Annotated in this window: 27 protein-coding genes; 11 read left to right on the top strand and 16 right to left on the bottom strand. The window is 65.9% G+C overall.

Annotated elements, in window-relative coordinates; all coding sequences use genetic code 11:
• Positions 1-2: 2 nt before the first annotated feature.
• Positions 3-935 carry an SDR family NAD(P)-dependent oxidoreductase gene (locus tag AC5RTY_RS03545; protein ID WP_494138979.1) on the bottom strand — a complete coding sequence of 311 codons (933 nt, stop codon included), beginning with the start codon at positions 933-935 and terminating at the stop codon, positions 3-5.
• Positions 936-1059: 124 nt separating this feature from the next.
• On the opposite strand from AC5RTY_RS03545, the gene AC5RTY_RS03550 reads away from it, so the two are divergent.
• Positions 1060-1533, top strand: a complete 474-nt coding sequence (locus tag AC5RTY_RS03550; RefSeq protein WP_494138980.1) for a MarR family winged helix-turn-helix transcriptional regulator — start codon at positions 1060-1062, stop codon at positions 1531-1533.
• Positions 1534-1822: 289 nt separating this feature from the next.
• Here AC5RTY_RS03550 and AC5RTY_RS03555 read toward each other — a convergent pair whose 3' ends face one another.
• From AC5RTY_RS03555 to AC5RTY_RS03585, 7 genes are all read right to left on the bottom strand, one after another.
• Positions 1823-2686, bottom strand: coding sequence for an ABC transporter ATP-binding protein (locus AC5RTY_RS03555; protein ID WP_494000910.1), 864 nt, complete (start codon positions 2684-2686; stop codon positions 1823-1825).
• Positions 2676-3449, bottom strand: coding sequence for an ABC transporter permease (locus tag AC5RTY_RS03560; RefSeq protein ID WP_494024182.1), 774 nt, complete (start codon positions 3447-3449; stop codon positions 2676-2678). The genes AC5RTY_RS03555 and AC5RTY_RS03560 overlap by 11 nt, the downstream gene beginning before the upstream one ends.
• Positions 3446-4291, bottom strand: a complete 846-nt coding sequence (locus AC5RTY_RS03565; RefSeq protein WP_494000912.1) for an ABC transporter permease — start codon at positions 4289-4291, stop codon at positions 3446-3448. The genes AC5RTY_RS03560 and AC5RTY_RS03565 overlap by 4 nt, the downstream gene beginning before the upstream one ends.
• Before the next feature lie 243 nt (positions 4292-4534).
• Positions 4535-4762 carry a PLDc N-terminal domain-containing protein gene (locus AC5RTY_RS03570; RefSeq protein ID WP_494013690.1) on the bottom strand — a complete coding sequence of 76 codons (228 nt, stop codon included), beginning with the start codon at positions 4760-4762 and terminating at the stop codon, positions 4535-4537.
• Positions 4763-4832: 70 nt separating this feature from the next.
• On the bottom strand, positions 4833-5636 hold the full coding sequence (locus tag AC5RTY_RS03575) for an NUDIX hydrolase (RefSeq protein WP_494138981.1): 804 nt from the start codon (positions 5634-5636) through the stop codon (positions 4833-4835).
• Between the two features lie 97 nt (positions 5637-5733).
• On the bottom strand, positions 5734-6777 hold the full coding sequence (locus AC5RTY_RS03580) for an LLM class flavin-dependent oxidoreductase (protein ID WP_494127596.1): 1044 nt from the start codon (positions 6775-6777) through the stop codon (positions 5734-5736).
• Positions 6778-6806: 29 nt separating this feature from the next.
• Positions 6807-7502 carry an NADPH-dependent F420 reductase gene (locus AC5RTY_RS03585; RefSeq protein WP_494138982.1) on the bottom strand — a complete coding sequence of 232 codons (696 nt, stop codon included), beginning with the start codon at positions 7500-7502 and terminating at the stop codon, positions 6807-6809.
• A 46-nt stretch (positions 7503-7548) separates the two neighbouring features.
• On the opposite strand from AC5RTY_RS03585, the gene AC5RTY_RS03590 reads away from it, so the two are divergent.
• The 4 genes from AC5RTY_RS03590 to AC5RTY_RS03605 all read left to right on the top strand — a co-directional run bounded on the left by AC5RTY_RS03590 (position 7549) and on the right by AC5RTY_RS03605 (position 9768).
• The gene (locus tag AC5RTY_RS03590) at positions 7549-8055 is read left to right on the top strand and encodes a MarR family winged helix-turn-helix transcriptional regulator (protein WP_494109491.1); all 507 of its coding nucleotides are present in this window, start codon (positions 7549-7551) and stop codon (positions 8053-8055) included.
• Positions 8056-8065: 10 nt separating this feature from the next.
• Positions 8066-8359, top strand: coding sequence for a DUF503 domain-containing protein (locus tag AC5RTY_RS03595; protein ID WP_494000918.1), 294 nt, complete (start codon positions 8066-8068; stop codon positions 8357-8359).
• A 113-nt stretch (positions 8360-8472) separates the two neighbouring features.
• A complete protein-coding gene (locus AC5RTY_RS03600; protein ID WP_494013685.1) occupies positions 8473-8904 on the top strand; it encodes a hotdog fold thioesterase in 432 nt (143 codons plus the stop codon).
• Positions 8905-8937: 33 nt separating this feature from the next.
• Positions 8938-9768 (top strand): aldo/keto reductase, encoded by an 831-nt coding sequence (locus AC5RTY_RS03605; protein ID WP_494024179.1) that lies wholly within the window; start codon positions 8938-8940, stop codon positions 9766-9768.
• A gap of 58 nt (positions 9769-9826) precedes the next feature.
• Here the strand turns inward: AC5RTY_RS03605 and AC5RTY_RS03610 are convergent, their stop codons facing one another.
• Positions 9827-10930, bottom strand: a complete 1104-nt coding sequence (locus AC5RTY_RS03610; RefSeq protein ID WP_494074649.1) for a fatty acid desaturase family protein — start codon at positions 10928-10930, stop codon at positions 9827-9829.
• Between the two features lie 303 nt (positions 10931-11233).
• Here AC5RTY_RS03610 and AC5RTY_RS03615 point away from each other — a divergent pair, with 303 nt between their 5' ends.
• The 4 genes from AC5RTY_RS03615 (at position 11234) to AC5RTY_RS03630 (ending at position 13963) form a co-directional block, all read left to right on the top strand.
• A complete protein-coding gene (locus AC5RTY_RS03615) occupies positions 11234-11440 on the top strand; it encodes a cold-shock protein (RefSeq protein WP_127512299.1) in 207 nt (68 codons plus the stop codon).
• Positions 11441-11596: 156 nt separating this feature from the next.
• Positions 11597-12292, top strand: coding sequence for a hypothetical protein (locus tag AC5RTY_RS03620; protein ID WP_494013682.1), 696 nt, complete (start codon positions 11597-11599; stop codon positions 12290-12292).
• 1 nt (position 12293) lies between these two features.
• Complete coding sequence (locus tag AC5RTY_RS03625) at positions 12294-12983, top strand: PspA/IM30 family protein (RefSeq protein ID WP_494025156.1); 690 nt, start codon at positions 12294-12296, stop codon at positions 12981-12983.
• A complete protein-coding gene (locus AC5RTY_RS03630) occupies positions 12983-13963 on the top strand; it encodes a D-2-hydroxyacid dehydrogenase (RefSeq protein ID WP_494024176.1) in 981 nt (326 codons plus the stop codon). Before AC5RTY_RS03625 ends, AC5RTY_RS03630 begins: the two co-directional genes overlap by 1 nt.
• Before the next feature lie 12 nt (positions 13964-13975).
• Here the strand turns inward: AC5RTY_RS03630 and AC5RTY_RS03635 are convergent, their stop codons facing one another.
• Both AC5RTY_RS03635 and AC5RTY_RS03640 read right to left on the bottom strand, forming a co-directional pair.
• Positions 13976-14653: a TetR/AcrR family transcriptional regulator C-terminal domain-containing protein gene (locus AC5RTY_RS03635; protein ID WP_494024175.1), complete on the bottom strand. Its 678-nt coding sequence runs from the start codon at positions 14651-14653 to the stop codon at positions 13976-13978.
• Positions 14654-14763: 110 nt separating this feature from the next.
• The gene (locus AC5RTY_RS03640) at positions 14764-15960 is read right to left on the bottom strand and encodes an MFS transporter (protein WP_494024174.1); all 1197 of its coding nucleotides are present in this window, start codon (positions 15958-15960) and stop codon (positions 14764-14766) included.
• Between the two features lie 328 nt (positions 15961-16288).
• Between AC5RTY_RS03640 and AC5RTY_RS03645 the strand changes: the two genes are divergently transcribed.
• A complete protein-coding gene (locus AC5RTY_RS03645; protein WP_494138983.1) occupies positions 16289-17974 on the top strand; it encodes an amidohydrolase in 1686 nt (561 codons plus the stop codon).
• Between the two features lie 85 nt (positions 17975-18059).
• Here AC5RTY_RS03645 and AC5RTY_RS03650 read toward each other — a convergent pair whose 3' ends face one another.
• Positions 18060-18644: a PepSY domain-containing protein gene (locus AC5RTY_RS03650; protein WP_494049311.1), complete on the bottom strand. Its 585-nt coding sequence runs from the start codon at positions 18642-18644 to the stop codon at positions 18060-18062.
• A 128-nt stretch (positions 18645-18772) separates the two neighbouring features.
• Here AC5RTY_RS03650 and AC5RTY_RS03655 point away from each other — a divergent pair, with 128 nt between their 5' ends.
• On the top strand, positions 18773-19471 hold the full coding sequence (locus AC5RTY_RS03655) for a dienelactone hydrolase family protein (RefSeq protein WP_494138984.1): 699 nt from the start codon (positions 18773-18775) through the stop codon (positions 19469-19471).
• 143 nt (positions 19472-19614) lie between these two features.
• On the opposite strand, the gene AC5RTY_RS03660 is transcribed toward AC5RTY_RS03655, so the two are convergent.
• Genes AC5RTY_RS03660 through AC5RTY_RS03675 form a run of 4 tightly spaced genes read right to left on the bottom strand, consistent with a single transcriptional unit; the run spans position 19615 to position 25131 of the window.
• Positions 19615-20004, bottom strand: coding sequence for a cupin domain-containing protein (locus tag AC5RTY_RS03660; protein WP_494138985.1), 390 nt, complete (start codon positions 20002-20004; stop codon positions 19615-19617).
• Positions 20004-21416, bottom strand: coding sequence for an NAD(P)/FAD-dependent oxidoreductase (locus AC5RTY_RS03665; protein ID WP_494025148.1), 1413 nt, complete (start codon positions 21414-21416; stop codon positions 20004-20006). The genes AC5RTY_RS03660 and AC5RTY_RS03665 overlap by 1 nt, the downstream gene beginning before the upstream one ends.
• A complete protein-coding gene (locus AC5RTY_RS03670; protein WP_494138986.1) occupies positions 21413-23071 on the bottom strand; it encodes a hydantoinase B/oxoprolinase family protein in 1659 nt (552 codons plus the stop codon). The genes AC5RTY_RS03665 and AC5RTY_RS03670 overlap by 4 nt, the downstream gene beginning before the upstream one ends.
• Before the next feature lie 2 nt (positions 23072-23073).
• A complete protein-coding gene (locus AC5RTY_RS03675) occupies positions 23074-25131 on the bottom strand; it encodes a hydantoinase/oxoprolinase family protein (RefSeq protein WP_494013673.1) in 2058 nt (685 codons plus the stop codon).
• Positions 25132-25136 lie beyond the last annotated feature (5 nt).

The raw sequence follows: 25136 nt of genomic DNA on the forward strand, positions 1-25136 counted from the left end.
GGCTATTTCGCCGCCGACTCGGGCTGCAGTTCCGCCGGCAGCTCGGGGAACGTCTCGCCCACGCTCTGCAGCCGGCCGCCGAACAGGTCCTGGAAGCGCTCGCTCAGCGCTTCGTAGGTCCAGCCGCCGTCCAGGAACTCGGTGGCGACGGGCTCCGGATGGGACCACAACTGCAGCCGGTCGCCGCCCACCCCGATCGCCTGGCCGGTCACGTTGGCTGCCGCATCGGAGGCGAGGTAGGCAACCAGCCCGGCAACGTCGTCGGCCGTTCCAAAGCCCAGCTCCTTGCGGAAGAAGTCGGGCATGGCCTCGCCGCGCTCGTCCGCCTCCACGGCCTTCTGGAAAAACGGCACGGTCTTCGTCATCGCGGTGGCTGCCACCGGAATCACGGCGTTGGCGGTGACGCCGGCCTTCTTCATCTCCAGCGCCCAGGTCCGGACCATCCCGACGATGCCGGCCTTCGCCGCGGCGTAATTGGTCTGGCCGAAGTTGCCGCGCTGGCCGGTAGGCGAACCGATCGTGATGATCCGTCCCGCGACAGCGTTCTCCTTAAAGTAGGCGTAGGCCTCGCGCACGCAGGTGAAGGTGCCGCGCAGGTGCACGTTGATCACCAGGTCGAAGTCCTCGTCGGTCATCTTCAGCAGCGACTTGTCCCGCAGCACTCCGGCGTTGGTCACCAGGATGTCCAGGCGGCCGAAGGTCTCGACGGCGGCGGCCACCAGCTGGCGGGCAGTTTCGGTGGGCCCCACCGGGGCCACGACGGCCGTGGCCTGGCCGCCGGCGCCGGTAATACTGGCGACGGCTTCCTCCGCGACCTGCGCGTCCACGTCATTGACCACAACGGAGGCACCCTGGCGGGCAAGCTCCTGCGCGTAGGCCAGGCCGAGGCCCCGGCCGCTTCCGGTGACGATCGCTGTTTTTCCGGCCAAAGACATCTGCTGCTCCTTCGTCCCGCACGGTGGAGGTGCGTTGCGGTTTATGCTGGTCTAGAACCCATGACAACCCACATGATTGAAAAAGTCAATCATTTTGGGCAGCACCTACTTCTAGCGAGGAACCATGTCCGCAGCAACAACGGCCGTCCGCCCGTCGGCGACCGCCGGCCTTGAACGGCTGTACGGCACCCATCTGGCCAACGAAATCGAGTTCCTCACGGCGCGGGCGCGTTCGCTGGGGTCCGGCCTGGCCAACAACATGCTGGCCGAGCTTGACCTGAAGGTGCGGTCCTACTCGGTGCTGTCGCTGGCGTGCAGCGGGGAGAACCCGTCGCAGCGCGAACTCGCCGACTTCCTGAGCCTGGACCCCAGCCAGATCGTGGCCCTGGTGGACCAGTTGGAGCGGCGCGGCGCCGTCACCCGTGAAGCCGACCCGCGCGACCGCCGCTCCAAGGTCATCGTTGCGACGGCATCGGGCCGGAAGCTGTACAAGCAGGCCGAAGCGATCATCCGCGAGGCGTCGGACGAGTCCTTGGCCCGGCTGAACGAACAGGAACGGGAAACGCTGCGCGACCTGCTGCGCCGCATCGCCTTCTGACCGGCCGAGACGGGCGCCGCGTTCTGCGCGACCTGCTGCGCCGCATCACCTTCTAACCGGCCGCGACGGGCGCCGCGCACCGGGCGCCGCAGGCCCGGCTACCCCCTCTTCCCAAGCCCCTCCCTCAACCCCACCCCCTCGACTACTCAGATAACGCCCTTTTCAGCGCTGAGGAGGGCGTTATCTGAGCGGTCGATCTCGGAGGGCGGGCGGGACCGGCGCACTGGTTAAAAATCGGAGCCGGCCGCACCCCTTGCCCAGGATGCGGCCGGCGCCCCACTGCCTCCTGCTAGCCGGCGCTGCCGGCCTGGGTGGCGGCGGCGGGGCGGTGGCCCTGCTTGGCAAGCTGGATCTGTTCGTAGACGTGGTGGCGCAGTTCGGTGAACCGCGGCAGTGCCCGGGTGTTGAGCTGGTCGCGCTCGTCGGGCAGGTCGATCTCGAGGTCTTCCTGGATCACGGTCGGCGAGGAGGACAGGATGATCACGCGCTGGCCCAGGTAGACCGATTCGTCGATGTCGTGGGTGACGAACAGGACGGTGACGCCCAGTTTCTTCCAGACCGTGCGGATCAGGTCCTCCAGGTCGGCCCGGGTCTGGGCGTCGACGGCGGCGAACGGCTCGTCCATGAGCAGCACCTCGGGCTGGTAAGCCACTGCCCGGGCGATGGCCACGCGCTGCTGCATGCCGCCGGAGAGCTGCCACGGGTAGGACTGCGGCACGTGGTCCAGGCCCACAGCCTCGAGGGCGTCGTCCACGAGCTTGTCGCGCTCGGCCTTGCCCATGCCGGCGTTCTTCAGCGGCAGCTCCACGTTCTCGCGCACCCGCATCCAGGGGAACAGTGAGCGGCCGTACTCCTGGAACACCACGGCCATCTTCTTGGGCGGGCCGGTCACCCGGGCGCCGTCCAGCAGCACCTCACCCTCGGTTGGGGCCAGCAGGCCGGAGATGCACTTGAGCAAGGTGGTCTTGCCGGACCCGGACGGGCCGACCAGGCAGGCCAGCTCCCCCGCCCGCAGGTCGAAGGTCAGGTTGCGCACCGCCTCGATGTCGCCGCCGTCGGTGTGGTAGACCTTCTTGACGCCGCGCACCGAGAGCATGGCCTGCCCTTCGGGCAGGGTTTTGCCGGTCGGAACCGGGGTGGTTTCAGGCTGCATTTTCTACCTCTCGCAGGCCGTGGTACCAGCGCAGGATCTTGCGCTCGGTCCATTGGAAGATGAATGACATGGCAACACCGATCAGGCCCAGCACCACGATGCCGGACCACATTTCGGGGATCGCGAAGGAACGCTGGAACTGCACGATGGTAAAGCCGAGCCCGGAGGACGAGGCGAACATCTCGGAGATGACCATCAGGATCAGCCCGATCGACAGGCACTGGCGGACGCCGGCCATGATCTGCGGACCCGCAGAGGGCAGCACGAGGTGACGCACGCGGGCCATGCCGCCGATGCCGTAGGTGTGCGCCGAGTCCGAAAGCACCGAATCAATGGCGCGGACGCCTTCGATGGTGTTCAGCAACACCGGCCAGATGCAGCCGGAGATGATGACCACAATCTTCATCGTGTCGGTGATGCCCATCAGCAGCATCAGTACCGGAATCAGCACCGGCGGCGGGATGGCGCGGAAGAACTCCAGCACCGGCTCGGTGAAGTCACGCAGCCACTTGATCGAGCCGATCAGCAGGCCGGCGACGATGCCCAGGATGATCGCCGCGGCCACCCCGATGATCAGCCGCCCGATCGAGGGCAGCACGTCGGACAAAAGCCGTTCTCCGAACCAGGTCTCGGCAAACGCGTCGACGAGCAGTGCCGGCGTGGGCACGAAGAAGTTTGTCGCGCCCAGCGTCGAGGCCCACCAGATCAGCACGAGGATGACCGGCAGCGCCAGCGCGTAGGCAACGCTTTTCAGGACTTTCACGCGATCACCTCGGAACGGATGGATTCATGCCACGACAGGGTCTTGCGCTCAATGAAGCGCATCACCAGGTTGACCAGCACGCCGATCAGCCCCGTGGCCAGCACCAGCGCATACATGCCCGCGATCGCGCCACCGGACTGCGCCAGCGCGATTTCCCTGCCCAGGCCCGGGGAACCGATCACCAGTTCGGCCGTGATGGCCAGGATCAGCGCCACCGCTGCGGCCAGGCGCACCCCGGTCATCAGGTACGGCAGGGCGGTGGGGAACACCACGTGGCGGACCCGGGCGAATCGGCCCAAGCCGTAGGACTTCGCCGTTTGCATCGCCACGTTGTCAACGTCGGCCACTCCGTACAGCACCTGGATGAAGACCTGCCAAAACGATGCGTAGACAATCAGCATCAGCGAGGACTCGATCTTCACGCCGAACAGCAGCACGGCCAGCGGAATCAACGCGACCGACGGGATGGGGCGCAAAAACTCCACCGTGGAGTTCGTGAATTTCCGCAGGAAGTTTGACGAACCGATGATGAAGCCAAGTACCACGGCCAGCAGCACCGCCATCAGCAGGCCAAGGAACCACGCGAGCATGGTTTCGCCCACCGCGAGCCAGAACGCCGCCAGGCCGAAATCGTTGAACAGCACGGCGAGCACCTCGGAGGCAGGAGGCAGGAAGCGGGCCTCAACAATCCCCACCCGCGGCACCAGTTCCCACACCAGCAGGAATGCAAGGATCCCGGCGAGGCCCAGCAGCTGCTTGGTGGGACGCTTCTTCGACGGGCGCCGGCGGGACCGGCTGGCCGCCGGCCCCTTGCTGTCAGTTGTCACCGCGGGGGCGCTCATGGGAGCATCCCGACGAGGTGCGGCGCCCTATGCAGCGCACATTTCATTTCCACTCCTTCTGCCCCGAGGAGAACGGGGATACAGACCGCGCTGTTCGCTAGCCGAACATGCGTTCACTAGCTCAAGTGTGGTCGACGCCACTTGGTGACGTCAAACACTCTAAGCCATCGTTACGCGGGCAACACTGCGCGACGGTCTTTAGCACCGCTGAATTGAATAGATCAACGGTTTGTGCTGAGGAGCTCAGCGCTTTCGGCCGAGCAGGAAGTAGGCCGCAGGGCCGATGAAGTTGAGGAAGGACGCGGCAAACCACACCGGCTTCGGCCCGTTGACCAGGGCTGCCGGGCGCTTCTTCAGGTCCTTCAGAGCGGCCGTCTGCAAGACAAGCTGCAGCCCGGCCATGGTGGCGACACGCAGCCGCTGCCCCCCGCTCAAATCCCTCAAGGACTTCTTCTTCATGGCTTTCTTCATGGCGGCCTCCCGGTCGGTTGTGGCAGCAGGTGCCTCAAGTGTAGGCGTGCCGGGCCGGCGACGCAGGGGACTAACGGTTCCTTTCGTACCGCCAGGGCAGCGAGGCGGTGGAGAGCCGGTGCCTGGCCCCGGCGGCCGCCGCCGGCCCGGGACCGGGGTAGGCGGCGTCGCCCGCCCACACGATGACCTGTCCGCTGGCCGGGTCGTCAAGCACGTGGCTCTCATAGTCGAAAGGCTCCGTGTTCCGAGCGGCTTCCAGTGCGTCCGCCACGGTGTTGAAGCGGCCCAGTTCATGCAGGGTGACCCAGGTCGGCGGGACCAGCCGCATCAGCCCCGTCTCATGCCGGCGGAGCGCTTCGCCGGGCCGCATCCAGGCGAAGCCGGCCAGCTCGCCGTCGTTGAGCACGACCTCGCCGACCGGGGCCACTGCCGTGAAAAACCATGTTTGGAAGCGGCGGACGAGGCTGTGGCGGGGCACCCAGTTGGACAGGTGTACCAGGTCCTGGCCGGCGATCCGCAGGCCGGTCTCCTCGAAGGTCTCGCGCGCCCCTGCGATCCTTGCCGCCGCCAGCTGCCGACCCTGGTCACGTTCGACGGCGCCGCCGGCCTCTGTGCCGGTGCCCGCTTCGGCGTCGGCGTCGGGTTCGGGTTTGGCTTCGGCGTCGGCTTCGGCTTCGGCTTCGGCTTCGGCTTCGGCTTCGGCTTCGGCTGCACGGTAGTCCCCCGGGTCCACCTTGCCGCCGGGGAATACCCAGGCCCCCGCGAAGGATCCACCGCCGGGGCGTTCCAGCATCAGGACTTCCAGTCCCTCCGGGCCGTCGCGCAGCAGGATGACTGTTGCCGCCAGCTCTGCCTGGTCCGTTTGTCTGTCCACCGCTTTATCCACGCCCTTAGCTTAGGACGGCGGCGGAGGCGTCGCTTCGAGCCGCGGATAGATAAGGCCAGCGGGGCGCGCCGGCGGCGTGTCGTGCCTACTTCCGGGACAGCAGCCGCTCAACCCGCGGCTTGACCTCGGTGGCCAGCAGCGTGATGGAGTCGATCAGGTGCTCGTGCGGCAGCCCGCCGATGTCGGTCTGCAGGAAGTGGCGCACATGTCCGAGGTATCCGTGCAGGTGGGCAATCCGCTCGGCCACGTCGTCCGGATCGCCGACGTAATAGGCGCCCGGGGCCTCGGTTTGGGCCAGGAAAGCGCGCTTGTCGGGCGCGGGCCAGCCGCGCAGCCGGCCCATTTCCACGTTGAGGTTGTGCCAGCCGGGGTAGAACCGGTCGAGGGCCTCCTGCTTGCTCGGCGCCACCAGCCCGAGGGCGGCAACGGAAACCTTGATCTGCGGACCGCTGTGGCCGGCCTGGGCCGCGGTGCGCCGGTAAAGCTCGGCCAGTGGAGCGAACCGGTGCGGGGCTCCGCCGATAATCCCGTAAGAGACGGGCAGTCCGAGCTGCCCGGCCCGGGCGGAAGAACCGGCGTTGCCCCCGGTGGCCAGCCAGATGGGCAGCGGCCCGGCGGCAGGGCGCGGCACGACGGCCAGGTCCGCGATGGGCGGCCGCCGGGATCCGCTCCACGTCACTTCTGGGGCGCGGCTGTTGTTGATGGCCATCAGCAGATCCAGCTTCTGCGCATATAACTCGTCGTAGTCGCCCAGGTCGTAGCCGAACAGCGGAAATGTTTCCACCGAGGAACCGCGGCCCGCGGTGATCTCGACGCGGCCGCCCCCGGAAATCGCGTCCGCCGTGGAGAACTGCTGGAACACGCGAACGGGGTCGTCCGTGGAGATGATGCTGGCGGCGCTCCCGAGCCGGATCTGCTGCGTGGCGGCCGCGGCCGCGGCGACGATCGCGCCCGGCGAGGACGCGGGCATGCTGGTGGTGTGGTGCTCGCCGATCCCGAAGTAATCCAAGCCAACCGTGTCGGCGTGGAGGATCGCCTCAAAGAGGTTACGGATGGCCTCCGACGTCTCCCGCTGGCTGCCGTCCGGATTGAGTTGCGTGTCGCCGAAGCTGTAGGCACCGATTTCCATGTCTTGTCCTTTTCTGCCTGTTGATGCCGTCATCGACACGCCGGTTCGGTGGCCTCCGCCAAGAGGCCGCGGAGCTCGTCGGCGGCATGGGCGGCGTTGAAAATGCGGGTCCCCGGCTGGAAGGCGCGGCCGGCCGAGAGCGGGCCGGCATCGACCGGGTCGTAACCCAGGCGATCGATGAAGGCCGCGACCAGGGATTTGGCGTCGTCGTGATCGCCGGCAAGAGCCAAGGCTCGGCGGCCGGCGGAACCCGGATCGCGGCCCTCCTCTTCGAGTTCCCGGTACCCGATGTGGTTCAGGGTTTTCACCAGTCGCGCGCCCGCCAGGAAATCCTGAACGACCTCGCTGCTGCCGCGCGGGTCGTTCTCGAAATCGCTGATCACGCCGTCGGTCGGTGCCCAGTAGTTCATCGCATCGATCACGGTCTTGCCGGCCAACCGGCCCGGATCCAGCGTGCGGTAACGGTGCAGCGGGATCGCGGCGAGAACCAGGTCCGCCTCCCCCACTTCCGCGGCGTCGACCGGCTCCGCCCCCGGCGTGATGATTTCGGTCAGCAAGGCGATGTCTGCGGCCGGCTTGGACGTCGCGATCTTCACCCGGTAGCCGGCTGTGAGCGCCTGTCGCGCGACGGCGGTGCCCACCCGGCCAGCCCCCAGGATGCCAACGGTGCCACGCTTCATTCCAACTCCAGTCTGCAAATATGCTGTCCGACAGACTATATTCATTACAGATTATCTGTGCAACTTCGCATGATTCGTTATCATGAGAGTCATGACAGGAGAACGAGCCGCCACAGCGGACAGGACGCACAGCCCGGTTCCCGGCGACTTCGGCTGGAACCTCGGCATGGTCCTGCGCGGGTACCAGTCAAAATTCGAGGAGGCCGTCGCCGGCATGCCGGAAGGCATCCGCGGCTACCAAATCCTCTCCGCCGTCGTTCATCGGGACCCGCCGAACCAACAGGCCCTCGGGTCGCACTTGGCGATCGACCGCACTGTCCTGACCTACATCCTCGACAAGCTCGTGGCCGCCCGGCTGGTGGAGCGCGTCCCCGCCGCGAACGACCGGCGTGCACGGAAAATTGTTCCCACCGCGCAGGGACGCGCCGCACTCTCGGAGCTCGAGGTCCGCGTCGCACGTGCCGAGCAGGACCTGCTCTCCGGCCTGTCGCCGGAGGACGTGCGCACGCTTTCCGCCCTGGTCGAGGTGTTGGCCATGGGAATCCACCGCGCGCAGCCGAACTCCAGCCCGTGTGAGGCGATGGACCACCTGCCCTAGACTCGTCAGCATGTGGATCGGCTGGATTGAGTTCGACCTGCTTTTGGGCGACGTGCATTCGCTCAAGGAAAAGCGATCCGTGCTGCGGCCGATCATCGCCGAGGTCCGGAAGCGGTTCGATGTCTCAGTGGCGGAAGTCGGCCAACAGAACCTCTACCGGCGGGCCGAACTGGGCATCGGGCTGGTAGGCGGCGACCGGGCCCATGTGGTCCAGGTGCTGGACACGGCCGAGAACTACATTGCCTACCGCCCCGGCGTGGACCTGCTCAGCACGCGGCGGAAAATACACTCCAGCGACGACTGAGCCCGCCCCGCGCCGCTGCAAACCGGTTTTGCAGCCCGCCGATGAGCATCGACCGGTGTGGATATTGGTAGCGTTGGTCACGCCCATGATCCGTGCCACATCCGGAGGCTCTGTTGACTACCCCCGCCACCGACGAGCAGTTTTCCACCGTCGAGGAGCTTGTCCGCCACCGCTATGCCTCAGACAAGGCGTCGCAGCACCTTGGCATCGAGGTGCTGGAGGCCGAAGAAGGCCGTGTAGTGATGTCCATGGGCGTCCAGGACTACATGCTGAACGGTCACCACATCCTGCACGGCGGCTACCTGTTTACGCTCGGCGATACGTGCTTCGCGTTCGTTTGCGAGTCGCTGGGCCGGCCGTCGGTCTCCCGCCAGGCGGAAATAACGTACATCGCGCCCGGCGCGGCCGAAGCCCGCCTGGTGGCCACCGGCGTCGAACGCACCCGCTATGGCCGCAACAACATCGTGGATATCTCCATTCACGACCATGACGGCCAGCATCTGGCCGAGATGCGCGTCTACGGCGTGCTGGTCCCGAAGAAGTAGTTCCGCCCCCCCTGCACCGAAGGAGTATTCCCGATGGCCGTAGTGCCCGCGATCGATCTCAATAACGGCGTCAGCATCCCGCAGTTGGGCTTCGGCGTTTTCAAAGTGCCACCGGCTGAAACGCAGCGGGCCGTTGAAGCTGCGCTGGAGGCCGGTTACCGCCACATCGACACCGCCGCCGCCTACCGCAACGAGTCCGGCGTGGGCGCGGCGATCAGATCCAGCGGGATCCCGCGCGAGGAACTGTTCATCACCACCAAGCTCCGCAACGGCGAACAGGCCGACGCCCGCCGGGCTTTTGATAACAGCCTGCGCGAACTCGGCTTGGACTTCGTGGACCTGTACTTGATCCACTGGCCGGTGCCCTCGCAGAACCTGTACGTGCAGGCGTGGCAGGCGCTCGAAGAACTCTACGCCGAAGGCCTCAGCCGGGCCATCGGCGTCTCCAACTTCCTGTCCGAGCATCTACAGACCCTGCTGGCCGCCGGAGGCATGGTGCCGGCGGTCAACCAGATCGAGATCCACCCGACCTTCCAGCAGCGCGAAGTGGCGGCGCTCAGCCGCCGGCACGGCATCGCCGTCGAGGCCTACAGCCCTCTGGGCCAGGGCGCCGATTTGGAGAGCCGGACGGTCACCGCCATCGCGGCAAAGTATCTGGCGACTCCGGCCCAAGTGGTGCTCGCCTGGCATCTGGCCAACGGCAACATCGTGATCCCCAAGTCCGCCAACCCGGGCCGGATAGCGAAAAACCTGACCGCGGCACGGCTCACGCTCGATGCGGAGGACCTGGCCGCGATCACGGCGCTTGACGCCGGCGGTCGCATCGGCGCGGACCCGGCCACGGCCGCCTTCACGCAGCTCTAGAACGACGGTTGCCGGTGTCCGCGTTGGACACCGGCAACTGTAGGGAACCTGCTGAGCGCTAGAGCCGGCGGTACTCGGCCACCATCGGGCAGTCGAACGGGTCCCGCGCCGACAGGCCAACCTTGTTCAGGTACCGGACCACGATGCCGTAGGACTTGGGCAGCGACGTTTCGGTGTACGGGATGCTGTGGCTGGCGCAGTATTCGCGCACGATCCGGGCGGCCTTGGCCAGGTTGGGCCGCGGCATGCTCGGGAACAGGTGGTGCTCCACCTGGTAGTTGAGCCCGCCCATAAGCGCATTGATGGCGCCGCTTCCCCCGGGGGTGCGGCCAACGATGTTGCGGCTGGTCAGGACCTGGCGGCTGAGGAAGTCCACCTTCGAGTCCTTGGGGATCAGCGGCATGCCCTTGTGGTTCGGCGCGAAGGACGCACCCATGTAGACCCCGAAGACGGCCAGCTGCACTCCGAGGAACGCGAACGCGATGCCCGGCGGGAGGAAGAAGAAGATGGCCGCGATATAAAGAGTGAGCCGCGCGAACAGCACGGAAATTTCCCTCTTGCGGCCCTTGACGGGGCCGCGTGCAAACAGCGACCTGATGGAGGTGGCGTGCAGGTTGATGCCCTCGAGCATCAGCAGCGGGAAGAACAGGTAGCCCTGCCGGCGGGTGAACCAGGCCATCAGGCCGCGGCGTTCGGCAGCTTGTTCGGGCAGGAAGGAGACGGTGTCCTGCTCGATGTCCGGGTCTTTCCCGATGGTGTTCGGGTTGCCGTGGTGCCGGGTGTGTTTGTTCATCCACCACTGGTAGCTGATGCCCACGACGGCGTTGGCCAGGAACCTTCCGGCGCGGTCGTTGGCCGGACCGGTTTCGAAGACCTGCCGGTGGGCGGCCTCATGGGCCAGGAACGCCAACTGCGTGAACAGGATGCCCAGTGCGCCGGCAATCAACAGCTGGAACCAGCTGTCGCCAAGCAGTACGAATCCGGTGACCGCGCCCGCCAGCCCCAGCGCCAGTGCAACAAAGAGGCTGATGTAGAACCCCCTGCGCTTTCGCAGCAGACCTGCATCCCGCACGGTGCTCAACAGCTGGGAGTAGCCGCTGGCGGCGGAAGAACCGCGCTTGCTACGGGTAGAAGTTGTCGGTGGAGATACAGATATGCTCATGCAGCCTTCAGTGGTTCGGGTCCGACTTCCCAGCCGCGGAATAGGGCGAATGCCCCGTAGATGAAGATCACTTTACGATAACAACCTGAACGCGCCCTGAACAGGGGGTGCCGTGGTAGCGCCGTTCGGATTCCCGGCCAAAGTCCTGTACAGTAATTTTTGTAGTTGTTGTGTTGCGCATTTGATTTTGAGCAACAGGCCCTTCACCGAAGGGTTTGTGCTTCTCTGAACGGCGGACGAAAAACACCGCTGCAAGCGACCCGTGAAGTCCGCGGGCCGTGTAAATACTCGGAGGAGTACAAAATGGCAACTGGAACCGTCAAGTGGTTTAACTCTGAAAAGGGCTTCGGCTTCATCGCTCCGGACGACGGCTCGGCCGACGTCTTCGCTCACTACTCGGCTATCGAGAACAGTGGCGGATACCGCGAACTGCGTGAAGACCAGAAGGTCGAATTCGAAACCGTGCAGGGCCCCAAGGGCCTGCAGGCTGCCAACATCCGCGGCCTCTAAGACGGCAGCGGCAACGCCGCTCTAGTCTTTTCCAATGGAGCCGGTTCCCGTACGGGAACCGGCTCCATTGTTGTGCCCGGCTGTTTTGCCCCGCCGTTTTACCCGGCAATTCACTCCCACTGGCAGGAATCGCTCATCCGGGGGCAAACTTGAGGCATGCCCTTGACACCAGTGCCCGCCAGTACCGGAACCTTTTTGGCCGACATGGTCATGCAAATCCTGATGTTCACCGGCATCGCCGTGCTGTGCGTCGGGACGGCCGCGGCGGTGACCGTTTGGCTGGTGATCCGCAGGATCCGGCGCTCCCGCCGGTTGCGGAACGGGCTGCGCCGGGGGTCGCTCACCGTCCGCAGTTTCAGCAAGGACGCCGCCGGCCGCCGCCTGGCCCGCCAGCGGCTCGGATTGCAGCGCTCGGCGGAAGCGACGGAACGGACACTCGCCTCCGCCCGGGCGGAGGGCCGCCCCGTCGGGGAGCTGCCGCTGGTGGCCGCCAGGCTTGAAACGGCTTCCCGGTCCCTGGACGAACAGCTGAAGTTGGCGGAAGGCGAGCCGGTCCCGGAGGTCAAACGCTCCCTCGCCGCCAGCCTGGGCGGGCGGACCGAACAACTCACCCGGCTGTCGGGCCAACTGCGGCAACACCTGGTGGAAGCCGGGTACTCTGCCGACGCCGAACAGCTGGAACTGGCCGGCCGGCATTTGTCCCGGGAGATCGAGGCGCTGCACGCATGGTCCTCGGCCTACCGCGGTGTCCGCGACGGGCGCAGCCCCGCCGTCCCGCCCCACCCCCGGTCCGGCCCGCCGCGCCGCCAGCCCGCCCCGGCGCGGCGTCGGCCCGATCCCATGAGGAGCTAACGTGTCCATCAAGCACCGCCTTGGACGCATCATCCGCGCCAACCGCGCGGCCAGGGAGACTCCGGTCGATCCCCTGGCGGCCATAGAGGCCAGCCAGCAGCAGCAGTCCGAAGCGGTGGACCAAGCCCGCCGCAGCGTCGCGGACATCGCGGCCGACTGCCGCCGCATCGGGCTGCTGTTGGATGAGGCCAAAGCAGAGCAGGCGTACTGCGACCGCCAGGCCGAAGAGTGCGTGGCCCGCGGCGACGACGACGGGGCCCGCGAGTTCCTGCACCGGAGCATTACGGCGTCGAAGCGCGTGGAAACCCTCGCCCGGCAATATGAGCGCATGGCCGATCAGTGGCGCCGGTTGGACGGGGAGCTCGCCCGCCTGTCCTCGCGGATAGACGAGAGCCGCCTGCGGTACCAGACCCTTCAGGCACGCCACAACGTCGCTCAGGCCACGCTCGGCATGCAGCAGGCCGCCTCGGCGGCAGCCGGCAGCGCAACCGGAATGCAGTCCGCTGCCCGGGATGCCGAGCGGGAGACCCGTCGCATCGAGGCCGAGGCATCCGCCCGCAACGAAATCGCATGGTCGGACCCGGACTCGCCGCAAGTGCAGGAGGCCTTCGAATGGCTGGAGGCCAGCACGGAAGTTGACGACCAGCTGGGCGCGCTGAAGTCGCGGCGCAACAAGGCGCCGGAAGCCTGATGGCCGCAGCGGCCAGACCCGTCGTCACCGTCCTGTACAAAGACCACCTGCCGCCGGGCATGGAGGACGTGGAGGCCGCCGCGGAGGTGCGTTACGCCACCGCGGACGACCTGGAGGAAGCCTTGAACGGCGCCCAGGTGCTGTTCCTCTGGGATTTTTTCTCCCCCGCACTGGAGGACGCCTGGCATGCGGCCGGCTCGCTGGAGTGGATTCATGTGGCCGCCGCCGGCGTGGACAAGCTCCTGTTCCAGGAACTGCGGGATTCAGGCGTGGTGGTTACCAACGCCCGCGGCATCTTCGACCGGCCGATCGCCGAATTCGTCCTCGCCGGGATGCTCGCCTTCGCCAAGGACCTGCCAGGTCTGCTGTCTTTGCAGCGGGAGCGCACCTGGCGGCACCGTGAGACCGAACGACTGGAGTCCGGCCGCGCCCTCATCGTGGGCACCGGTGCCATCGGACGCGAGATCGCGCGCGTGCTCAAGGCCCTCGGCCTGCACGTTGCCGGGGCCGGGCGCACTGCCCGCAGCGACGACGCGGACTTCGGCGAGGTGTACGCGTCGTCGGAACTCGCCGCCGTCGTCGGAACCTTCGACTGGGTGGTGATGGTGGCACCGCTGACCGAAGAGAGCCGGCACCTCGTCGACGCAGCCGTGCTGGAGGCCATGAAGCCCACGGCCCGGCTGGTGAACGTGGGCCGCGGGGCGTGCGTGGACACCGACGCCCTGGTGGCGGCGCTGCGATCCGGCGCCATCGCCGGAGCCGCACTGGACGTGTTTGAAACCGAGCCGCTGCCGGCCGACCACGCGCTCTGGAAGATGGACAACGTGATCATTTCGCCGCACCTCAGCGGTGATGCCCGTGGCTGGCTGCCCCAGCTGGCCGGGCAGTTCGCGGACAATTTCGCCCGCTACACCCGGCAGCAGCCGTTGGAGAACATCATCGACAAGACGCTGGGTTTCGCGGCGCCCGCAGGATCCTGAACGAGCAGGGCGCTACACGGCTAAGCGGGCTTCAATGCCGTCAAGCAGCAGGTCCAGCGAGAATAGGAAGTTCTCGTCGTCGTCGATAGCTGACATGGAGGCTGCAGCAGCCGCAGCGTTCGGGAAGCGGCCGGCCGGAGCTTGGGCGTAGGCTTCTGCCCAAGCCCGAACGTCCGTTGCCGACTTCTCGCCCAGTAACTTCAGGGCAGCACTGAAACCTGTCCAGGCGAGCATAAAGTCGGCGCAAGCCCGGTAAATTTTGACAACGTCGTCACCCTCGAATCCTGCTTTTCGTAAGGTGGCGAGAATCGTCTCCACGAAGCGCATCTCGGACTCTTGCCGTGTCACACGCACGGCGGCGAGGGCAGCCACTTGGGGATGTGCCAGGTAGGCCCTGCGCCCGCGAATGAGCAACTCCCGGATGTCCTCTCGCCAGGATTGGGTTGGCTCAAAATCACGGAGGGCTTCGCCGATCAGACGGTCCGTCAGCGCCAGAAGCAGTTCGTCTTTGTCTTTAAAGTGTCTGTACAGTGCGGTGGGGTCCGCGCCCAGGGCTCGCCCGATGCGGCGGAACGTTAGTGCGGAAGCACCGGACTCGTCAGTCAGCTGCAGGCAGGTATCGATGATGATTTCGCGATTGAGCCCTTTTGCCCGCTGCCGGGGATTAGCGAGTCCCGCCTCTGCCCCCATTAGGTTTCCCGCCCCAAGATGTGCGCCACACCTGTAGCCTCGCACATCGGATGCCGTGGTGTCAGGTGGAGGAGGGCGGAGACGGATTCTCGCCGTTCCCTGTTCCCCGGCTACACGACTGCGTCCTGTTGGGTTTTCACTGACTCGACGATTTCACCACCACGCTCCGCAACACCGCTGGCGCGGGATACTGCGTACAGCAGCGCTCCGAAAATGAGGCTGGGAATACCGATGGCCAGCCCCAAAGCGTCCGTGCTGATGATGCCGATCAGGCTGCCGCCGACGACCGGTCCCAGTGCAACGCCCACGATGTAAACGCCGGTGACAAGGGTTGCCACGCGGCCTGAGAGATCCATCCGCGCGGCAAGCGCGAAGACCAGCGCCAGCACGGCGCCGTACATCGCTCCAGCCACTACAAGTCCTGTCGACAGTGTGGCTGATCCGTCGGCTGTCAAGACCAGGTATTTGCAGATGGATCCGATGGTGATTATCAGTCCGATGGCCAGGGATCTGCCCAGGAGCTTCAGGGCAAGCGGGGAAAGCAGCGCGCCCGCGAGACCGCCGACAACGCTGAGCGAAAGGACGAGGGAAAGGTCCTCGAGTGTCATCCCGGCATGTTCAGTGCCAATCACACCGGAGATGGCGTAGACGAGGTCTTCGGTCATGCTCCAAAGCCCAAAAACCAACGCCAAAATGATGGCCTTGATCCCGAACTGGCGCCCCGAGACGGGTTTCTGGGCTACCTCGATGGGCACGTTGGGCAACCCTCCAGCGGCGAGCAGTCCGACCAGCCCTACTGCCGTCAGGATGAGCAGAATCGTGCGGAGGTCGCTGCCGAGGACCGGCACGATAGCCAGAAGTGCCGCCGCAGCCAGGCGGTTGACGATCATGACTATGTTGACGGTCTTGTCGGGATCACGGGTAGCAGCGGAAGCTGCGGTACCGGCAGCCACCACTGTGCCGGCGCCGATGCCCGCAAGCACAATACCGATGCCAACGGCGGTCTCGTTCAGAGTCGCGGCACCCGCACCGAAACCGAGGGCCATAACCAGCAGGCCTATTCGGGCAACTCTGGGACGGTCTCCCTTCGCGACCAACTTGGTACAGGCAAAAATGCTTGCTGCGGTGCCCAGTGACATTGCCGTGGCCAGCGCAGAGGCCGCAGTGATGGACATGCCGAGGTCCGCAATGAGCGCCCCGATCAGCACGGGTACAAGGTTGGCCGCAAGCAGAGCCATCACCCAGGTGCCAAGAAATCCAATAACTACCCTGGGCGTGAGAGGCGGGATGGAACTGGTCGGAAGCATGTGTTTCCCTTCGAGGGGTATGGCTAGTGGAGCGATCGACACCTGTGGGTAAAGTCAACGGCGTTGTCAACGGCGCTGACTGAAGAGTGGCATAGTGGCCCACCTCACCACAACAGTCCCGGCTGTGATCTGGATCACAGTTGCGCCCCGGGCGCGCCGCGGGCCCGAGGAGTGTAAGACAAGCAGAGTCAACGGTGTTGACTTTGCGGCTGTTGCCTGTCTTATGATGTGCACCTGCTCATCATTCGCACCTGACACCATCCCCGGCGGAGACGAGCAGCGGGTCGAGGAAAAGCCGCCGGCCAGGAAAGGACCGCAAAGGAGCAGCATGACCGACTGGGTATTCCACTCCGGCAGAATCTTCGACGGGGTGCGCCTGCGACCGGACGTTACCGCAGTCGCCGTGACCGGCGGGCGGATCACGGACGTCGGCACGGACGATGAGGTGCGTGCCGCGGCCGGCAAAGCGGCGGAAACGGTAGATCTGCGCGGAAGGCTGCTGTGCCCGGGTTTCACCGACGCCCACGTACACGCCGTTTACGGCGGGATTGAACGACTCAGCTGTGACCTGTCGGAGGTCTCAGGGGCAAAGGCCGCGCTCGCCACTGTGCGGGAATACGCCGCAGCTAATCCCGACAAGGAGTGGATCACCGGGGGTGGTTGGTCAATGGCCGACTTCCACGGCGGCGCCCCTCGCAAGGAGCAGTTGGACGAGGTCGTTGCAGACCGGCCGGTGTTTCTCCTTAACCGAGACCACCACGGGGCCTGGGTCAACTCCCGGGCCCTTCAGCTGGCCGGCATCGATGCCCGAACACCGGACCCTGCTGATGGGCGGCTGGAGCGGGACAGCGACGGTAACCCCACCGGCACTCTGCATGAGGGCGCCATGGACCTTGTGGGCAAGCTGGTGCCGGAACCCACCGATGCGGAACTGGCCGAAGCACTGCTCGAGGCACAGCGATTCCTGCACGCGCAAGGCGTCACGGGCTGGCAGGAAGCGATCCTTGGGGACTATGCGGGCTACCCGGACGTCAGCCGGATATACCGGCAGCTGGCCGGAAACGGCATGCTCACCGCACGGGCCACAGGAGCTTTGTGGGTGCCGCGCACCACAACGTCGGGCAACCTCGCCGAGCTGGTGGAAGGATTCGAAGAACGGCGACGGGAGAACGGAGCTGCGGGCTTCACCACCACGAGCGCCAAGATCATGGTGGACGGGGTGGCTGAGAATCAGACAGCGGCGATGCTGGATCCCTACCTGCGCCCGTGCACCTGCACCGGAGGTTCCAACGACCACGGCGCAGCGGACTCCCGCGGCCTGACGTATATGCCCAGGGAAGTGCTCCTCGATGCGGTCGCAGCATTGGACGGTGCGGGCTTTGACCTGCACATGCACGTCATTGGAGACCGCGCGGTGCGCGACGGGCTCGATGCCATCGAGCACGCCCGCAACACCAACACAGGCGGCACCGCCAGACGGCACCATATGGCACACATCCAGATCGTCCACCCGCAGGATGTGCCGCGCTTCGCCAGGCTCGGAGTCACAGCCAACGCCCAGGCCTTCTGGGCGCAGAATGACGAGCAGATGACCGAGTTGACCTTGCCGATCCTCGGACTCGAGAGGGCTGGCTGGCAATACCCCTTCAACTCCCTCGTCTCCTCCGGCGCCGCTTTGGCAATGGGATCGGATTGGCCGGTCTCCACCCCCGACCCTTGGCAGGCTATCCATGTGGCCGTCAACCGCCGCGGCCCCGAAATGTCGGGGGAAGAGCCTCTCATACCAAGCGAGGCCCTGGCCTTGGAGATTGCCATGGCCGCCTATACTTCCGGTTCAGCAAGGCTGAACCGCCTTGATCAGGGCGGCCTGCTCCGGGTGGGCGCGTTGGCGGACCTGGTGGTACTGGACCGCCAGCCCTTCGATCTGGCTTCAGAAGACCTGCACACCGTGGCTGCCGCCATGACCATGGTGGGCGGACGCGCCGTGCACTACCGCCAGCAGGCATGGGCATAAGAGGTGGCCACCACGACAGATTCGGCCCCGGGTAAAAGGCCCGAGGGCAATGATGCACCCGATTGGCCTTCGAAAGGTTCGCCCTCTAGCGGATCTGCTCACCGGTGACGGCGTCGATCAACACGTCGGCGCTGGAGCCGTCTTCGCGGTCGATCTCGATCTCCCACACCGGGAGGCCGTCCTCATCCCCCAGCGTCACTTCGTCCACGTTCCCCGGTTCGGCTTCCGCGGCGGTGACAAGGGCCTCGGACATGGAAACCCTGGTTTGCTCCAACTCTCGGGCCTGCTCCGGTTCGGCACCCCCGGATTCCCGTTGCTCAAGCACCTCGCTGCCGTCCGGCGAGACCTGCACCTCGAGCTCGGCATCGACGTCGAAGACGTCCACCTCCCAGGCCTGAAGCCGGTCGCTGTAGTCGAGTTCGATCGCGGAACTGCCGCGGACGGCATTCACCGCGGTTTCGACCGCGGCCCGCGCATTGCGTTCACCGGGCATGGCAGACCCGGTGCCGCCAGGGCTCGGGTTGCCGGCCCCGGCCGGGGTTTCGGCCGGCTGGGCCTGGCCGGGTTCGGGCTGGGATATGTCGTCTCCGGTGGCGTCACAGGCCGACACTGTAACGGCCAGCCCGGCAGCAATCGAAAGGGCGGTGAAAGTCTTCCTCAGCTGTTCCATAGACCGATTCTCCGCCCCGACAACCGGCTTGGCCATGCCACGGGCCCTCCGCCGCCCGGCAAGCACGACAACATGCGCCGCTGTCCTAGACTGGCAACGAATGCCCCCGAGTGATCAGGAGTAGGACTTTGGCCGACAACCCGACGTACCAGAACGTCACCTTCGAATCAGCAGGCACCGAGGCCCATGGTTATCTGGCCGTGCCCGAGTCCGGGTCGGGCCCCGGCGTCATCGTCATCCAGGAGTGGTGGGGCCTGGTGGACCACATCCGCGATGTTGCCGACCGCCTCGCCGCCGAAGGTTTTGTCGCGCTGGCACCGGACCTCTACGGCGGACGCATCGCCCACGACGGCAAGGAAGCCGCCGCGATGATGTCCAAGCTGCCGGAAGAGGAAGGCGCCCGGCTGCTGGCCGGCGCCGTGGACTACCTGCTGGCCCACGAGTCAGTCACCAGTTCCACGGTGGGTGCCATCGGTTTCTGCATGGGCGGCGGCTTTGTGCTGGCGCTGGCCGCGCAGCAGGGAGGGCGCATCAGCGCGGCCGTGCCGTTCTACGGCGTCGGCCAGGGCGTGCCCACATCGTACGAAGGGGTCCGCGCCGCCATCCAGGGCCACTACGGTGAACAGGATAAGTCCTACCCGGTGGAGAAGGCCAAGGCGCAGGAGGAGCAGATCCGCCGCGAGTCCGGCGCGGAAGTGACCTACTACTTCTACGACGCCCCGCACGCCTTCCACAACGACGAGAACCCGCAGGGCAACTATCGTCCGGAGGAGGCCAAGCTGGCCTGGAGCCGGTCCGTGCAGTTCCTCAAGGACAAGGTCAAGTAGCTTCGGGGATTATGGGACGACGTCGGTGCTCACCCGGGCACCGACGTCGCCTTTCTTCTCTCGCAAGGCTCCGACGGCCGCCGCACACTGCTTCAAGACCATCTCCGGAGAAGCTGACCGGCAGGACGGAGCAGTCGGATGCATCATTCTGCTTCGGATGACTCCCGCTCTGGTGTGAGATAGAGCTTCCGCAGGGTTTCGTGCACGGTCCACGTGGTGCGCATGCCTGCCGACAGCAGCATCAGGGAGCCCGGGGCCAACGGGACCGCCGTCCCGGCGGCGTCGTGGGCGTCGTCATGGTGGAACGCCACGGTGGCGCTGCCGGAGACGACCAGAAACAGTTCGTCGGCTTCCGTATCGTTCATGCTGCCGGTGGACATTTCCCAGACGCCAACGCCGAGGTCGCCCAGCCGGCCCAGGCCATGCAGGCCGGTAGTCGGCGCGCCCTCGGCCACTTGGGCAGCCGGCACGGGCAGATGGTCCAGTGTCAGGTCGGTGATATTCAGCGGCAATCCGGGAATCAGTGTGTTCATCAGGAATCAAACCCCAATCCGAGCGCATCCAATGTTTTCAGCCATAGGCCCCGCCGGCCTTCGTTGCGGTCGGCGCGTGCTAACTCGTGCCGGGTGAGGTTGATCCCCGCGGCGCGCACCGGTTCGGGCGGGAAGGGAATAGCGGGGCGCCGTACCATTTTCAATTCGGTTCGCTCCGTTCGCATGTTCGCCAAAAGGTCCAGCATAGTATCGGCCGCGAAGCGACTGGCCCCGACGCCCAGTCCGGTATGGCCAATGGCGTAGGCGACCTTCTGTCCGCAGGCGGTGCCGTAGGCCGCGGAGAACCGCGTAGACGTATCGATGACCCCGCCCCATGCGTGGCTGAACTTCACGTCCAGTTGTGGAAAGGTCTGAAAGAACTGCTCAGCGAGCAGCCGAAAAGTCTCCGGACGGCGTTCCAGCTCCGGCGATATCCGGCTCCCGTAGTGATAGATCGCGTCATAGCCACCCCAGAGAATCCGTCCGTCCGCGGTAACACGTGAGTAGTGGAACTGATTGGCCGCGTCGGTCAGTCCTTCACGCCCCGCCCAGCCGATAGCTTCAAACTGCTCTCCGGTCAGCGGCTCGGTGGCCAGCGCATAGTCGTACACCGGGACCGAAGTGAGCCGGTTGCGTCGCAGCAGGGACGGGAAGGCGCTGGTGGCGAGGATGACACGGGCGGCCGTCACGCAGCCGTACGGGGTTTTGACTTCCATCCGGTCGCCCGCCTCTGTCAGTGCCTCCGCAGGAGTGTGCTCGAAGAACGTCACTCCCTCCCCTTCCAGGTGTTGCCGCATGCCGCGGGCCAAGCTGTACGGCTCCACCAGATACGTTCCTACCGGGTCGAAGACGCCGCCGATGAATACCGGCGAGTTGATCCGCTCCCGAGTCTGCTCCGCGGACAGCAGTTGAAGCGGCCGGCCGAAGCGCCGGGCCGGCTCCACGGCTGCCTCCAGGTCCCGCAACTCGTGTGGTTGGAGGGCCACCTGGAGCTTGCCGGCGGTGCTCAGACCGCCGTCAATCCCGGCCTCGTCCAGCTCCGCCTTGAAGTCGCGGAGGTTTTCCAGACCGATTCGTTCCAGCACGTCGGCTTCCTGCGGCCAGCGCGCAAGGGCGTTTGCCAGGCCGTGGGTGATGCTGTATGAAACAAATCCGCCGTTGCGCCCGGAGGCCGCATGGCCAACGCTATGCGTGTCTACTACCGTGATGGCCCAGTCCGGATGCCGTTTTCTCGCGCGCATCGCCGCCCAGAGCCCGCCGAAGCCGGCCCCGACCACCAGCAGGTCGCAGCGGTGCTGTCCGACCATCTTCTCCCCGGAGCATTCCTCCACGCCCTCGAACCAAACGGAGGAATACTTCGCCTGTGCCAGGGACCGCTCCGCCCGATGGCTGCTCGTGACGGTGGCCGTCATGCCTGCACCAATCGTCCGTCACGTACATCCGCCGCTGCCAGCTCGGCCGGCCGCTCGGCTGCCGGTCCGAAGCCACCGCCACCGGCGGTCTCCACACGGACAATAGTGCCTGCCTGCAGCGTGGTCGAGGTTTTGGTGCCGACCACAGATTCGGTGCCGTCCGGGGCGACAACGGTGATGCGGGTCGGTTGGGCAGCCGAGCCACCTGCTGCCCCCTCCGGGGCGAAGCTGCCGTTGGTCTGCTCCGCGTAGAAGGTGGCACGCTGAGGATGGTCGAGAATCTCATATTCGCGCCGCAGACCCATGCCGCCGTTGAACTTGCCCGTACCTTGGGAACCGGGCACGAACTCGTTCTTAAGGATGCGGATCCTGTAGTTCGTCTCCACGACCTCAGCGGGCATGACGCCCACATTCGACATGTAGGTATCCACGCCGTCAACGCCGTCGCTGAATCTTGTAGCTCCGGTGCCGCCGCCGACCACGTCAGCCATGACCGCGGGGCGGCCGGTGACGGGTGACGTGCTGCCCACGTTCATGCAGAAAAAACTGACAGTGCTGCTGCCGACGGCTTCCTCCGGCCACAAATCGGTCAGCGCGCGAATCAGCGTGTCCGCAAAGCGCTGGCATGTGTTGTGGCGGATCGACACCGCTGCGGGAGCCTCCGGGTTTAGCACGCTGCCCTTGGGCGCGATCACCTCCACGGCCCGCAGCAAGCCGTCATTGGCGCCCAGATCCGGGGCAACAACGGCGCGGACAGCATAGACGATGCCGGCGCGGGCGCTTGCCCAGGGAACGTTCATCGCTCCCCGGACCTGTGCGCTGGAGCCGCTCAGGTCGATGGTCAAGGTGTCGCCCCGCTTGCTGACCTTTGCATGGATCCGGGTGGGTGGCCCGTCGATCCCGTCGTCGTCCAGGAAGCCCTCGGCCTCGCCGGTACCGTCCGGCAGATCCGACAGTGAGTTCCGCACGGCCTTCTCGACAACGTCGAGGGATTTGACCATGACGGTGGAGACAACCTCCATGCCGTACTGATCCGCCAGTTCGTTGAGCCGCTGGTATCCGAGCACACAAGCCGCCCGCTGCGCCCGCAGATCGCTGACCGTGCTCAGCGGATCCCGGATATTGTCCGTAATGATGGAGATGACGTCGGGGTTTTCCTCTCCGGCGATCGACAGCCGGACCGGGGGCAGGATGAGGCCCTCGGCATAGATGTCTTCCAGTTCCGGGCCTTCGCTGCCGGGATTGACCCCGCCAACGTCGATATGGTGTGCTGCCGTGCCGCTCCAGCCTTCGATTTTGCCGTCGATAAAAATCGGCGTGACCACGTTGACGTCGGGCAGGTGCATGGCACCCAGGAATGGGTGGTTGCAGATTAACGCGTCGCCGTCGCTGATTCGCCCCTCCCAACGCTCAATAATTGCCTTGACCACTAGCGACATTGCGCCGAGTTGCGCCGGAATATAGTCCGCCTGGGCCACGAGGTCCCCCTCCGGGGTGAACAAGGCACAGGAGAAGTCGTCCATGTCGCGGATGATCGGGCTGTAACTTGAGCGTTTGAGGATCACCCCCATTTCCTCGGCGATGGAATGCAGCGCCGAGGAAATGACTTCGAAAGTCACGGTGTCTACTGTTGTCTGCTGCTTGGTTGATGTCATGGCTACTTCTGGTCCTCCGTGATGACGATGTCGCCGTTGGCGGCGACCGTGCCGGTCTGCCCCGCGAGCATGACGGTCGTGGCGTCCATTTGCGTGATGATGGCGGGGCCGGCGATGACGTTGCCGGCCCTGAGCTTGGTCCGGTCCAAAATGGCGGTTGGTATCTCTCCGCTGCCGGGCAGGCGGACCAGCCGGGACCCGACGACGGCGTCCGGCTCGGGCTGTTCGGGCCCCTCGGGGATAACCGGGCCGTCTTCCTGGTGCTCGAAGCGGCCGGTAACGGCGATGCGTACGGTCACTATTTCCACGGTTTCTTCCGGCGAGCTGTGACCGTAGAGTTCACGGTGCGCCGGGTGGAACCTGTCCGCGATCTGCGCGAGGCTCTCAACGTCCGTGCCCTCCAAATTCACCGTCAGTTCATAGCCCTGCCCCAAGTAGCGGGCATCCACAGTCACCAGGACTTCGACGGTGTCCGCGGAGGCCCCGTCCTCGACGACCTGCGCGGTCAGGGCCTGCCGCCGATCTTGCAGCCAGTCGGCGATTGGCGGCAGTGCCGCGGGGCCGAAGGGCTTAAGCACCGTCTGGGCATCATCGACGCGCAGCCCGGCGGCGAGCAGTCCGTCTGCAGAAAAGAGCCCCGGTTGCAACGGCACCACCACGCTGGCCAGCCCCAGATGGCGCAGGAGCATGCCCGCGTGCAGCGGACCGGCGCCGCCAAAGGGGAAAAGCGTGAAGTCGCGAGGGTCCAGTCCGCGTTCGACACTGACCTTCCGCACCGCTCGAACCATATGGGCCAGCGCGATGGCCAAGATTGCCTCGGCGGCCTCGCTCACGTCCATGCCCAGTTGCCCGGCGATCTCCTTGACCGCCCTTTCCGCGGCGGCCTTGTCCAGGCGCAGGTCCCCCGCCAGGCTTTCAGTGCCCAGCGTGCCCAGCACCACGTGCGCATCGGTAAGCGTCGCCTCGGTGCCGCCGCGGCCGTAGCTGGCGGGCCCAGGGACTGCCTTGGCGGATTGCGGGCCCACACGCAGGCGCTGGGCGCGGTCCACCCAGGCGATGCTGCCGCCGCCGGCTCCAATGGTGTGGATGTCTACGGTGGGAGCGATCAGGACGTGGTCCTGGACATGCTGCATGCTCGTGTAGGGCGCCTGGGAGTCGCGGATCAGGCACACGTCGACGCTTGTGCCGCCCATGTCGAGGCTGATGACGTTTGCCAGTCCATGCTGTTCTGCTGCGCGGATCAGCCCGCTCACGCCGCCGGCCGGGCCCGAAAGAATCAGCCGGTGCGCCTGGCGTCCTGCCCGTTCCGCGGGCACGGAGCCTCCGTTGGACTGCATTACCTGGAACGGGGACGTGACGCCCCTGTCCGCCAGCGCGTCGGCCGCGCGTTGCAGGTAGGCGGCCACCACGGGACGTAGCGCGGCATTGATCACGGTGGTTGCCGTTCGCGGGTACTCGCGAAACTCACGCGCGATGTGGCTGGAAATGCTGATAGGGGTGTCCGGGAACCGTTCTGCCAGCGCGGCCAGAAGTTTTTCCTCGTGCGCCGGATTGAGGTAGCTGAACAGCAGGCTGACGGCGATGGCTTCTGGCTCCACTTGGGCCACGGCGTCGACGACGGCCGCGACGTCATCGTCTCGCAAGGCGGTCAGGATGTTGCCGTCGCTGCCGATCCGCTCGTCGACTTCAAACCGCGAGAAGCGGTCCACAAGTTCGCGGGGACGCTCGGGGGAAAGACTGTACACGTTCGGGCGGCTGCCTTGGCGGTAGGCGAGCACATCCCGAAAACCCTTCGTCGTGATCAGGGCGACCTTCGCCAGGTTTCCGGTCAGCGTGGCGTTGGTGGCCACGGTGGTGCCGTGGCAGATGAGGGCGACGTCGTCCAGGTTCAGGCCCTGCGCCTCCAGCTCCGCCACGGCGTTGGTCAGGCCCCGGGACGGGTCTTGGGGAGTGGAGGCAGTCTTGGCCACAAGCGAGGCACCGTCGGAGGAGCGGGCGATGGCATCGGTGAAAGTTCCGCCGGCATCGATGCTGACGGTCCAGGACGGGTGTGGAGACATGAAGA

This window comes from Arthrobacter sp. Y3224055 (assembly GCF_059090825.1).